Below are 12237 nucleotides of genomic sequence, written 5' to 3'. Positions count from 1 at the left end.
CACGGTAGCGGAGAGGGGGGCATAGGCACAAATTATTTATCTGTATCTGGGCGATCGCAAATATTTATCCTGCGGGAGTGGCCTGATGAAACTCGGCCACGGCTTGGAGCGCGAGAAGGGCGCATTTGTCCAGATGCAAAGCCGCGGTTTCAGATTGGTAGCGCGCGGCAAAGTGTAATGGTGTGGGAAGCCAGTCGACGTCCACATTGATTAGGGCGCCCCGCGCAACCTCTGGCGCAACCAGCGCCTTTGGCAGCAGCGTCACGCCCATTCCGTCAGCAGCCATCTGCACGCAGGACGCCATGCTGCTGGAGGACATGAAATGCGCCGTGGGCAGGCCGCAGTCTTGCGCGTGTTCAACCAGCTCGACATAGGCTTGGGTGTGTCGTGCATGGGTGAGGATGGAATAGGGCAGCAGGTCGGCAACGGTGACTTTGCCGCGCAAAGCATCCGCAAAGTCGGGTGCTGCGACCCAGACATAGGCGAAATCCCCCAATGCGATGGCTCCGCTTGTCGGTGTGGTAAACGGCGCGGTTTGGATAGCAAGGTCCAGGCGGTTCGCCCGCAATTCGCTGTCCAGATTGCGTGACAGATCAACAGTGAGCTCGACGTTCAGCGCAGGGTAGGCCGCCTTGATGCGGCGCAGGTAGGCGTGCAGCCACGTGCAGGCAACCAGTTCGGTGACGCCAAGACGCAGCTTGTCTGTCACCAGATCACGCCGCTGCGCGATTTCGACGATGCGTTCTGCGGTCCGCAGGGTGTCATGGGCCGTGGCCAGAATTTCGGCTCCCTTGTCGGTCAGCACGACCGACCCCGCGTCCCGCTGCATCAGAACCACATCAAGCGTCTTTTCCAACCCCGCAATGCGCGACGAGATATTTGGCTGGGTTGTTCCCAGATGCTGCGCAGCCTTGCGGAAGCTACCCAGTTCGGCCACCCAAACCAGCGCCTCCAGCTGTTTGAGGGTCAGGACATTGCCGATCACGGGGGCGGCTCAGCTGTACCGCTCGGGGCCGACCCATTGCGCGGCGGAGTAGCGATCACCATGCGCCCACCCTACGGGTAGAACGGCCTCGATGCGGGCGATGTCATCCGCGGTCAGATCAAGGCTGCCGCCGTCGGCCAGCTCTTTCAGGTGGTCGATGTTGCGGGTGCCGGGAATGGCGATGACGCTGTCATCCCTGTGCAGCACCCAGGCGACCGCAAGCGTGGCGGCCGCAACGCCCATGTCAGCGGCCAAGGCGCGGAATTTGGCGTTGTATTGCAGGTTCACGCTCAGGTTCGGTTCCATGAAACGCGGGTTTTCCGTGAGGAACGGCATGTGCAGCACGCTTGCGGCGCTGTGTGGTCTGTCGGTCAGCAGGGCGCGCCCTACGGGCGAGAATGCAACCAGTGATGTCCCCAGCTCTGCGCAGGTTTGCACCAATCCCATCTCGGGTGCGCGGGTGGAAAGGGAGTATTCGGACTGCACGGCGGCGATGGGATGCACCGCATGGGCGCGGCGCAGGGAGGAAGGCGCGATTTCGGAAAAGCCAATCGCCTTGATCTTGCCCGCCTTTACAAAGCCGGCCATTGTTTCGGTCACTTCTTCGATCTCGAAACGCGGATCGCGGCGGTGGATGTAATAGAGGTCAAGCGCCTCAACCCCCAGCCGCGTCAGGCTCTCGTCCAGACATTGCGCCAGATGTTCGGGCGAGTTGTTAAAGCGGTGTTCGGGGTCGCGTGTGATCCCCGCCTTGGAGGCGATAGTGACAGGGCAATCACCGCCACGCGATTTCAGCCAGTTGCCGATCACCGTCTCGGAACGGCCCATGCCATAGACGTTGGACGTGTCGAGGTGATCCAGCCCCATCTCAACGCAGGCGTCCAGCACACGGGGGCCGTGGGCGTCATCGGCGGGCCCGTAAAAATCGGTCAGTGACATGGCACCATAGCCAACGGCGCTGATGGTCGGGCCGCTTTGGCCAAGCGTGCGTGTCTTCATGTCGGATCCCCTTGTCAGATTTAAGCTGTGCCCAAACGCACGTTGAAATCGCCGCGCAGCGCGACCTCCAGCAGCTCGATGTCGTGTGACGGGTTGCGGTATTCGACCACCATATCGGGCGGAATGACAAAGGCGTCACCCGCAGCCAGATCGCGGTCGGGGTGGTCTGCGGTGTGCAGCGTCATGGCGCCTTCCAGCACGAAGGTGAAATAGATGCCCGCGTCGTGGCGGAAAGGTTGCGGCGTTCCCGCGCCTTTGCGGACGACCTGAATGCCGGCGATGCCCTTGGTCCCTGCCGTTATCCCTGTGTCGCGTGCGTCAAACCCCGGGACGCGGAAGGGTGCCCATGTTGCGGTGTCTTTGGTGTGGTGCACAAAGGTCTGCCCGTCCCATTCGCGCAGCGGATCGCCCTTGCCGTTGGGCAAAGTAAAGTCGTGGTCGATCGTAGTGATATGTTCTGCCGGCACGCCGATTTCGATGACTTCGATGTTGGGCGAAGCCTCAACCACGCGGTGGCGGATGCCGGGGGGTTGGGTCACGCAGTCGCCTGCGTGCAGGCGGATCATGTCACCTTGGTCTTCGTACAGGACATCCACCCAGCCGCGGTAGCAATAGATCAGCTGAAACCCGACCGTGTGGTAATGCACCATGTCGGGCACAGGGCCGCCATCGGGGATGCGGATATGGCTGGCGATGATCGACCCTCCAAGGCGCGAGGGGATCAGATCGCGGTAGTGCATGCCCGCACGGCCAATCACCCACGGCGCCTCATCCGCGAGGCGGCGCACGGCGAATTCACGGGTGGGGGTAATATGGTCAACCTGCGGGGTCAGCGGCACGATCGAGATGCGGGTGCCGTTGGGGGCGGTCAGCTCGCGTGCGCCATCTGCGAAACCCTCTATATCGTCGGTAAGGATGCGTAGGTGCCCCGCTGCCACATCCGCCCCTTTTTCGATCCGCACGCGCAGGCCGTGACCTGAAAAGCTGGCCACACTTGGATCATCGGCAGGAAAGATATTCTCGAGCTGCATGCCAAGCGTCTTGGTGAAGAACGGCAGGTCATCGCGCAGCTCGGACGTGGGCAACAGCACTTCGGCAAGGATCGGAGGGGTGGTCATGGTGGCAACATCCTGTGGCAATATCACCGCAGAGCGTGCCAGCTTTTGCACGCAGGCTCAATCCGCAAAGGGCGTCCTTAGTCTTGCCATAATTGTCGCGAAGGCTGCGAGGGGCAAAATGTGAGGCGCTTTATGACCGATGCAGAATTGAAAACTTTCAGCCGCGATCTGATCCGTAAAAACGGCTATCGCGCCCACCGCGTGTTGGCGGTGCGCCCCACCGACCTGCCCGATATCTTTACGGTATCTTGCATGGCCGACGGGGCGATGGATGCGCTTGTTATGTACCGGATGGATGCGCGTACCGGTGAGGTCTCTCGCGGTTGATCAGACGCTTGCATCAAGCGCGGCAAGGATCGCATCGCCCATGTCCGAGGTCGAGATCGGCGTGCCGCCTTCCTCGCCCATCAGGTCGGCTGTGCGGGCACCACCGGCCAGAACGGCTTCGACTGCTTGCTCCAGACGCGTTGCCTCATCACCCTGATCAAACGAATAGCGCAGCGCCATCGCAAAGCTGAGGATACAGGCGATGGGGTTGGCTTTGCCCTGACCTGTGATGTCAGGGGCAGAACCGTGCACGGGCTCATAGAGCGCTTTCGGACGGCCTTCGGCATTCGGCGCACCGAGGCTGGCCGAGGGGAGCATCCCCAGAGAGCCGGTCAGCATCGCTGCGCAATCCGACAGGATATCGCCAAAGAGGTTGTCGGTCAGGATGACGTCAAACTGCTTGGGGGCGCGGACCAGCTGCATCGCACCGTTGTCGGCGTACATGTGCGACAGCTCGACATCAGGGTAATCTTCGTCATGCACCTTTTGCACGACTTCGCGCCACAAGATGCCGCTTTCCATCACGTTGGCTTTTTCCATCGAGCAAACCTTGTTGCCGCGGCGGCGGGCCAGCTCGAACGCAGAGCGGGCAACGCGGTCGATCTCTGACTCTGTGTAACGCTGGGTGTTGATGCCCACACGCTCGTTGCCTTCTTCAAAGATGCCACGCGGCTCTCCGAAATAGACGCCCGAAGTCAGCTCGCGCACGATCATGATGTCGAGGCCCGCAACCAGTTCGGGCTTGAGTGAGGAGAAATCGGCCAGCGCGTCAAAACACTGCGCGGGGCGCAGGTTGGAAAACAGGTCCATTTCCTTGCGCAGGCGCAGCAGGCCGCGCTCTGGCTTTACGCTGAAATCGAGATCGTCGTATTTGGGGCCGCCCACAGCGCCCAGCAGCACCGCGTCTACCTCTAGCGCGCGCGCCATTGTATCGTCATGCAGCGGCGTGCCGTGTTTGTCATAGGCGGCGCCGCCGACCAGATCATGCTCGACATCAAAGGCCAGATCACGCTTGGCACCGAACCAGTCGATGACGCGGGTCACTTGCCCCATAACTTCGGGGCCGATGCCGTCACCGGCGAGGATCAAAAGAGTTGGGTTTGCCATGGGAAATGCTCCTGAAATTGTTACCTGCGGGCGTAGCGTGCAGGCGGTCAGGCGTCAAGGATTGGCGCGGGTAATATCCACCCAGAGCAGGACGTGACGGCTGGCTTCGGGGTCGGCAAGGGTGCCGTGATCCACCACGCGCCAATGGGTCGAGGGCAAAAGGTAGTCCACACGCAAGTCACCTGGCAGGGGGTCCTTAAAGTCTGCCGTCGGGCTGTCGTCAAAGGGGTTTTGCAAAAGCGGGTTGGCCAGCAGTGCGTCGATGGCCTCGCGCCGCCCGCTGCCACGCTCGGGGTCGATATTGGCGGTGCCAAGGATGGCGAAGGGCGTGTTTGTGGTATCGCGTGAAAGGTAGTCGCTCCAAAAGGCGACCTCGTCGTGGTTGCGGCGGCCATTGCGGTCTTCTGGACCGTCATAGACGGGCGGGGTTGCGTGGAATGTCATCAGGCGGATCGGTCCGTCAGGTGTTTCAATCGGGACAACCCAATGACCGCGTGAAGACAGGCGATGGATGTCAAACACCTCTTGGCCGCCGAAGGGGGCACCTTTGGCCGTGGGGTAGATGTGCCCGGGTAGATCCCGCCACAGCAGGGTGGTGTAATCCTCGACCGCCTCAAGGCTGACGGGATAGCGCGACAGGATCGCCATACCGCCGTTGCCATTGAACCTGCCATAGCCATGCGCATCGTCTGCATCCCCGCGCCTGCCATTTCCATTCAGGTCCAGCCCTGTGAATTGCCCTGCATTGGGGGCGGCGGAAAAACGGTGCGGATAGCCGAGGCCAGCCTGCGCTAAATCATCGGCCAACGCGTTGAGCGCGGTCAGCCGCATGTCAAAGTCGATCCCTTGCAGGGCGATGATGTCGGGGCGGGCCTTGATCAACAGGGCGCGGAAGGCGGCGATTTGCGGATCTTTGCCCCGCGTTATATCCCGCAGCAAAAGGCCGGGGCCTTTGCGGATCAGCTCTGCGTTGAAGGTGGCAATGCGCAGGGTGTCGGCGTGGGCACCCGAACAGGCCGCGACCAGAATCGCGGCCAGTAAAACGCGGATCAGGCGGGCTGCATGATGCGCTGTTCTTCGCGCTCGGCCTCGGCATAAGCGCGGCGGCGTTTGTCCTCGATCATGTCGGCGATCTTGCCCATTGCGATGCCGCGCATGATGATGCTTGCCGGAAGGAAGGCCCATGCTGAAATCGTCCAAATCAGGGTTTGCGGATTCTGCAGTGTGATCGGGTCTATCAGATCCGCGGCCATCTTGACCACCGCTGGCACCAAGAAGGGCAGCAGAAAGCCAAGCGCGATGTTGATCCGTGCGTCACGCTGCAACCGTTCAAGCACGTCGCCACCCGCGGTGGGGTCGAACAGCGGCAGGTTCACCCAGACGTTGAACGCGCCGGAACGCGCAGGCCAGTTCAGCACCCGCACCAGCACCAGAAACGCAGTCATCGCGATCAGCGAGATCATATAGGCAAGGCCCGCGGCCGTGCGCACAAAACTTACGGTTTCATAGGTCGCATCGGACGGCAGCATCAGCACCACAAGGCGCACGGGCGAATAGGGGAAATCAATGGCGTTGCCTATAACGGTCCCGATCGCGGTCATCGCGGTTGTCATGGTTGTCGGGGCGGAAATTCCTTTGAGGATCGCGCTAAGCAGGAAAACAGTTGCCAGCAGGGCGGTGAACCGCAGGCGGTTGAAAGGGGCCGCATCGCGGAATTCAACGATGCTTGGAAAAACCGAGTTATATTCGACAAAGGTCAGGACAGCGGCCAGCAGGGCCACAAGCAATACAATCTGCGTTGAATCGCTCGACAGGCCGGGCAGCAAAAGCGCCGGTGTCATAATTAGGGTCGCAACCAAAAGTCCACGCGCCGCAGCGCTGGTCATACGTACTATCAACGTTCTATCCCTTTCAAACTGGCCAGCCGCGTTTTTCGCGTGCTTGTCCCAACTTGATGCCTTCGGGTCGAGAAGGCCTGCCTCATTGTTGTCACAATCGTGCCTTCTTTCGCCTTAGTTCTCAAGACTATTGCGTCAGATAATCGGATGGGTAGGGCGTTTTGAGGGAGCGGGTGGTGCGTTCTTGCATCATTTGCGGGGCGCAAATGTGGCAGGGGCAACATCTTGTGGGCGCGACGGACGCGCCCACAAGTATTTTGGTCTAAATTTGAGCAAAGTTTAAAATGAAGTTAAACCCAAGGACGGCTTTGCGAGGCGGCGGCCTCGAAACTGTCGATGGAGGCTGCTTTCTCCATTGTCAGGCCGATGTCGTCCAAGCCATTCATAAGGCAGTGCTTTTTGAAGGCGTCTACCTCGAATGAGAAGATATCGCCGTCCGAGGATGTGATGCTCTGTTTTTCCAGATCGATCTCGATCCGCGCATTGGCGCCTTTTTCTGCGTCCTTCATCAGCACGTCTACCTGCTCTTGTGGCAGGACGATGGGCAGGATGCCGTTCTTGAAGCAGTTGTTGTAAAAGATGTCCGCAAACGAGGGCGCAATCACGCAGGTGATGCCGAAATCCGCGATGGCCCATGGCGCGTGTTCGCGTGAAGAGCCGCAGCCGAAGTTGTCGCCCGCCACGATGATTTGCGCATCGCGGTACTGGGGTTTGTTCAGCACAAACTCGGGGATCTCGTTGCGGTCGTCGTCATAGCGCATCTCGTCAAACAGGTTCACGCCAAGGCCGGAGCGCTTGATCGTTTTCAAGAACTGTTTGGGGATGATCATGTCGGTGTCGATGTTGATCAGGGGCATGGGGGCTGCGATGCCGCTGAGGGTGGTGAACTTGTTCATTGGGGTGGTCCTTTCGGAAGGTGTCGGACGGGTTGTGCGTTTGGGCGTGCGTGTCGCGGCAGAGGAGCGGCGGGTGGCGCGGTCAAACCCGAACATGTCCGGTTTTGTGATTGTGCTTGTGGCGCGCATCTTTGCGCTGCCCATAACGGGCTTGATGAATTTGGCGTCGATCATTTCGCCCATCATGGCTTCGGCTTGAGGGAGCGATACTTTGAGACGGTGCGCAATGCCCGCGGCACTGATGTCGGTGCGGGTGCGGGCGTGAAAGACGGCAAGTCCATATTGATAGCGGTTGTATGCGGCTGCTTTTGCCACAGGTGCGCCGATGGCCGGCAGAACCGGCGCAAGGGCGGTGGCCCCCATCATGGTCAGGAAATTGCGTCTTTGCATCGTCTTCTCCGCAGGGGCGCTCTTCGGTCCACTTTGGTCCCTCATCGCTACTGTGACGCAAGCGAGGAGGGACCAAAGGAACCGAGGAGCGGCCCGCCTACATCATATCCCGCACGTCGGTCAGCTTGCCTGTGATCGCTGCTGCCGCCGCCATCGCGGGTGACATCAGGTGGGTGCGTCCGCCACGGCCCTGACGGCCCTCAAAGTTGCGGTTGGACGTCGCCGCACAACGCTCGCCGGGGGCCAGCTGATCAGGGTTCATCGCCAGACACATGGAACAACCCGCAAGACGCCACTCAAAACCGGCCTCTTTAAAGATATCGGCAAGGCCTTCTTCCTCGGCCTGCGCCCGCACCAGACCAGAGCCCGGCACGATCATCGCACGCTTCACGGCAATCTTCTTGCCCTTCAGGATCTCTGCTGCGGCCCGCAGGTCCTCGATGCGCCCATTGGTGCAGGATCCGATAAAGACGGTGTCAATCTCGACATCTGCCAGCGGCGTACCCGCGGTCAGACCCATATAGTCGAGCGAGCGTTGGGCCGCGTCGACCTTGCCGCCCTCAAAATCGGTAGGGGCAGGTACGTTTGATGTGATCGGCAGCACGTCCTCGGGCGAGGTGCCCCATGTTACCACAGGTGCGATGTCTTCGCCTTTGAGCGTGATCACTTCGTCCCAATGCGCGTCGTCATCAGAATAAAGCGTCTTCCACCACGCAAGGGCTGCTTCCCACTGTGCGCCCTTCGGTGCGTGAGGGCGGCCCATGCAGTATTCAAACGTCTTCTCGTCCGGTGCGATCAGGCCCGCGCGTGCGCCGCCCTCGATCGCCATGTTGCAGACGGTCATGCGGCCCTCCATCGACAGATCGCGGATCGCTTCGCCGCAATACTCGATCACATAGCCGGTGCCGCCCGCCGTGCCGGTCACACCGATCACCGACAGGGTGATGTCCTTGGCCGTAACGCCGGGGCGCAGTTTGCCCGTGATCTCGACCTTCATGTTTTTCGACTTCTTCTGGATCAGCGTTTGCGTGGCCAGGACATGCTCGACCTCCGATGTGCCGATGCCGTGGGCCAGTGCGCCGAACGCACCGTGGGTCGCGGTGTGGCTGTCGCCACATACCACGGTCATGCCGGGCAGGGTCCAGCCTTGCTCGGGGCCTACGATATGCACGATACCTTGGCGCACGTCCGAGACGGGGTAGTAGTGGATGCCGAAATCTTTGGCGTTCTTATCGAGCGCTTCGACCTGAATGCGGCTGTCTTCGGTCATGGTGGCCGCATCCGCACGGTCCAGCGTGGTGGGTACGTTGTGATCGGGCACCGCGATGGTCTTGTCTGGTGCGCGCACGGTGCGGCCCGTCATGCGCAGCCCTTCAAAGGCCTGCGGGCTGGTCACTTCGTGGACCAGATGGCGGTCGATATACAGAAGGCAGGTGCCGTCGTCGGCTTCATGGGCCAGATGGGCATCCCAGATTTTGTCGTAAAGCGTTTTGGGGGACATTGGGGTCCTCTCCCGTCGGTTGGAGTTGTGAAGGGTAGAATATCAGAAAGCCTGCGCAGCCGTCAGGCGCGCAGAGTTGGCGTCAGCCGTGTAGTCGGGCGACCACCGTGCGGGTGGCCCCGAAAAATCGTTCGCGCAAGCGGTCGCGGTCGCCGATGTTCAGGTGTGCTGTCATGCTCAGGGGGATACACCCCCAGCAGGCGTGCTGCAAGCGTCTCGGAAAGTGGCGCGGGTGGCGGAGGGGCGTTGCGGTTGCACCTATGGGCGCTATCGTGCGACGATTCCGTTGATAAGGACACCCTATGACACCAAACACCGATCCCTTCGCCGACTTTCTAACCTCGCTTGAGGCATTCTGGGCGGGCGCGCTTACCTTTATCGCAGGCGTGCTTCAGCCGGGTTGGCGGCAGAACCAGATTTTCATCATCCTGTTGCTTGCGCTGGTAGCGTGGGCGCTGCACCTGCGTAGCGGTGCCGCGTTGCAAAACTGGGTGCGGTCGCGGGAGGGCTGGGAGAAATGGCAGCTGCGTTTTGTGGTGCAGGTCAAACGGCGCTTGGGGTTGATCTGGTTTTCGGTGCTGGGCGGAATCACCTATCTGGTAATGCAGAACGTCACATGGCCGTCACGCTCTTACCTGATTGGCCTTGCGGTCACGCTGTGCGTGGTGTGGGTCTGTATCGCGCTGGCTGCGCAGTTGGTGCGTAACCGCCCGTTGCGGCGGATCGTGACCTGGGCGCTTTGGGTTTACGCAACACTCTATCTGCTCAATGTTTCGGATGATGTGGCGGCCTTTCTGGATGGTGTCGCGCTCGAGCTGGGCGACTTTCGTCTATCGGTCATGACCCTGATCACGGCAATCGTCGTCATTGGCGTCTTGCTCACGCTGGCGCGGATCGGTGCCCAAGCCACGTCCAGCACGATCCGCCGTAACGAGGATATCAGCCCCTCCATGCAGGTGCTTGCGGTCAAAGGTGTGCAGCTGGCGATGTATGGCTTTGCCTTCTACATGGGCGTGAAGGCTGTCGGAATTGATCTGACGGGGCTGGCGGTGCTGTCGGGGGCGATCGGCGTGGGCCTTGGCTTTGGTCTGCAAAAGGTGGTGTCGAACCTTGTGTCGGGGGTGATCATCCTGCTCGATAAATCGATCAAGCCGGGGGATGTGATCTCGCTCGGTGAGACGTTCGGCTGGATTCAGACGCTGGGCGCGCGCTATGCCTCGGTGGTGACGCGGGACGGTAAGGAGTATCTGATCCCGAACGAGGATTTGATTACGGGGCAGGTGGTCAACTGGTCACACTCCAACGACTTTGTCCGCCTCGATATCTATTTTGGCACGGCCTATAACGACGACCCGCACCTTGTCCGCAAGCTGGCAATTGCGGCAGCATCAAGTGTCGACCGCGTGCTTAGCCACCGTGCGCCTGTGTGTCACGTCGTGGGGTTCGGTGACAGCTCGGTCGATTACATCCTGCGGTTCTGGATCAAAGACCCGACAGGCGGGCTGACCAATATTCGGGGTAATGTCTATCTGGCGCTGTGGGATACGTTCAAGGAAAACGATATTTCGATCCCCTTCCCGCAGCGCGAAGTGCGGATGTTGGGCGAAGATTAACCTACATCTGCCGATAAAATCGCCACAGGGGCGTGGCGCATCGCCGCTTTGATCACGCTGCTCATTGAATTGTGGGGGCGGCGTTGCTAATTTAAGACATTCCCCAGCGTCGGGGGTCCGGCGGCGCGCTTAAAGGAGGACAATGTCCTGTCTACTCAAATTCACGCAGGCTCCCCTGCGCACGGCGGCGCGGTTGTAATGGCGGGCCAAACCAAAGCGACCAGCGATCTGCTGCTGGAAACCGTTCTTTCCTCGTTGGATGACGACAAAGCCGAAGATATCGTGCAGATCGACCTGCGCGGCAAAACCGAGATTGGCGACCATATGGTCATCTGTACCGGACGTTCGACCCGTCAGGTTGCGGCCATTTCAGAGAAGCTGGCGCAGCGGATCAAGGACGAATTCGGCCATGCGGTCCGTACCGAAGGCAAGGAATCAGGCGACTGGGTCCTGATCGACACGGGCGATGTGATCGTACACGTCTTCCGCCCCGAAGTGCGCGAGTTCTACCAGCTTGAGAAAATGTGGCTGCCACAGGCAGACGCCCCCGCTTCCTGAGCGATTAGCCGTGAAGGTACATATCTGTGCCGTGGGTCGGCTGCGTGCCGGCCCGGAAAAGACACTGCTGGATGATTATCTGTCACGTTTCGACAAAACCGGCCGGGGGCTTTCCCTTGCGCCGGTCTCTGTGTTGGAGGTCGATGACCGCAAAAGCGGTGGCATGACAGCCCAGGCGCCGCTGCTGCGGCGGATGATCCCGCAAGGTGCGATTATCTGCGCATTGGACGAGCGTGGCGTGGTCGAAACCTCACCGAAATTCGCCAACCGTATCGCGAATTGGCGCGATGCAGGCACGCGGGACCTCGCCTTTGTGATTGGCGGGGCCGATGGCATCGACAAGTCACTGCGGCAAGAGGCCGATCACCTGCTGTCTTTCGGCGCGATGGTCTGGCCGCATATGATGGTGAGGGTGATGCTGGGCGAACAGCTTTACCGTGCCGCCTCGATCCTGTCGGGCGGGCCGTATCACCGCGTTTAGCGCAGGGATACCTTTGTGTCGCCCGAGGCCCAGCCGTTCACGGTATCATGGGCGTCGACCCATACCGTATCAATGTCAGGCGAAATTTTCACACCCGACAAAGAGCGTGTGAAGGGTTGTTCCTCCACATGGGGATGGGCCAGCTTGCGCTCTCCCAGCACGTTGCCGTCCGCGTCCTTGATGCGCCATGCGTCGGCGTAGTCATCCCAGCCCGTATCGGTGTGCTTCAAGGTCACGGTGAATGTGAACGTGTCGCCGCTTTTCTTAAAGGTGACATGTTCGACCGTGGCCGGATCGGCAAAGACGGGAGCCGCCAGAATAGAGAAAAGCGCAATGGTTCGTTTGATCATATTCTTTGTCCAAT

General features: G+C 60.4%; 13 protein-coding genes. 4 read left to right on the top strand and 9 right to left on the bottom strand.

The annotated features are described in order from the left end of the window. Positions 1-64: 64 nt before the first annotated feature. From ABMC88_RS03845 to ABMC88_RS03835, 3 genes are read right to left on the bottom strand one after another with little or no spacing between them, the layout of a single operon-like run. Positions 65-985 (bottom strand): LysR family transcriptional regulator, encoded by a 921-nt coding sequence (locus ABMC88_RS03845; RefSeq protein WP_349575496.1) that lies wholly within the window; start codon positions 983-985, stop codon positions 65-67. 9 nt (positions 986-994) lie between these two features. Next, on the bottom strand, positions 995-1984 hold the full coding sequence (locus ABMC88_RS03840; RefSeq protein WP_349575495.1) for an aldo/keto reductase: 990 nt from the start codon (positions 1982-1984) through the stop codon (positions 995-997). Positions 1985-2004: 20 nt separating this feature from the next. After that, on the bottom strand, positions 2005-3102 hold the full coding sequence (locus tag ABMC88_RS03835) for a cupin domain-containing protein (RefSeq protein WP_349575494.1): 1098 nt from the start codon (positions 3100-3102) through the stop codon (positions 2005-2007). A 132-nt stretch (positions 3103-3234) separates the two neighbouring features. Between ABMC88_RS03835 and ABMC88_RS03830 the strand changes: the two genes are divergently transcribed. Then, positions 3235-3429, top strand: coding sequence for a hypothetical protein (locus ABMC88_RS03830; RefSeq protein WP_349575493.1), 195 nt, complete (start codon positions 3235-3237; stop codon positions 3427-3429). On the opposite strand, the gene leuB is transcribed toward ABMC88_RS03830, so the two are convergent. The 5 genes from leuB to leuC form a co-directional block, all read right to left on the bottom strand. Further along, complete coding sequence (gene leuB / locus ABMC88_RS03825; RefSeq protein ID WP_349575492.1) at positions 3430-4536, bottom strand: 3-isopropylmalate dehydrogenase; 1107 nt, start codon at positions 4534-4536, stop codon at positions 3430-3432. 54 nt (positions 4537-4590) lie between these two features. Next, a complete protein-coding gene (locus tag ABMC88_RS03820) occupies positions 4591-5520 on the bottom strand; it encodes an endonuclease/exonuclease/phosphatase family protein (protein WP_349575571.1) in 930 nt (309 codons plus the stop codon). A 65-nt stretch (positions 5521-5585) separates the two neighbouring features. Beyond that, the gene (locus ABMC88_RS03815; RefSeq protein ID WP_349575491.1) at positions 5586-6434 is read right to left on the bottom strand and encodes a hypothetical protein; all 849 of its coding nucleotides are present in this window, start codon (positions 6432-6434) and stop codon (positions 5586-5588) included. 290 nt (positions 6435-6724) lie between these two features. After that, positions 6725-7330, bottom strand: coding sequence for a 3-isopropylmalate dehydratase small subunit (leuD, locus tag ABMC88_RS03810; RefSeq protein WP_349575570.1), 606 nt, complete (start codon positions 7328-7330; stop codon positions 6725-6727). Between the two features lie 487 nt (positions 7331-7817). Then, positions 7818-9221, bottom strand: coding sequence for a 3-isopropylmalate dehydratase large subunit (leuC, locus tag ABMC88_RS03805; RefSeq protein ID WP_349575490.1), 1404 nt, complete (start codon positions 9219-9221; stop codon positions 7818-7820). 302 nt (positions 9222-9523) lie between these two features. Between leuC and ABMC88_RS03800 the strand changes: the two genes are divergently transcribed. The 3 genes from ABMC88_RS03800 to rlmH all read left to right on the top strand — a co-directional run bounded on the left by ABMC88_RS03800 (position 9524) and on the right by rlmH (position 11873). Then, complete coding sequence (locus ABMC88_RS03800) at positions 9524-10834, top strand: mechanosensitive ion channel family protein (protein WP_349575489.1); 1311 nt, start codon at positions 9524-9526, stop codon at positions 10832-10834. Positions 10835-11032: 198 nt separating this feature from the next. Beyond that, on the top strand, positions 11033-11392 hold the full coding sequence (rsfS, locus tag ABMC88_RS03795) for a ribosome silencing factor (protein ID WP_349575488.1): 360 nt from the start codon (positions 11033-11035) through the stop codon (positions 11390-11392). A 10-nt stretch (positions 11393-11402) separates the two neighbouring features. Continuing rightward, entirely contained in the window at positions 11403-11873 is a 471-nt protein-coding gene (rlmH, locus tag ABMC88_RS03790; protein ID WP_349575487.1) for a 23S rRNA (pseudouridine(1915)-N(3))-methyltransferase RlmH, read from the top strand. Here rlmH and ABMC88_RS03785 read toward each other — a convergent pair. After that, positions 11870-12223: a hypothetical protein gene (locus ABMC88_RS03785; RefSeq protein WP_349575486.1), complete on the bottom strand. Its 354-nt coding sequence runs from the start codon at positions 12221-12223 to the stop codon at positions 11870-11872. The genes rlmH and ABMC88_RS03785 overlap by 4 nt on opposite strands. Positions 12224-12237: the final 14 nt, after the last annotated feature.

The organism is Sulfitobacter aquimarinus, from assembly GCF_040149565.1.
In the GTDB taxonomy this organism is placed as follows: Bacteria; Pseudomonadota; Alphaproteobacteria; order Rhodobacterales; family Rhodobacteraceae; genus Sulfitobacter; species Sulfitobacter aquimarinus.
The sequence above is the reverse complement of the archived record's forward strand: the minus strand, read 5'-3'. Positions and strand labels throughout refer to the sequence as shown.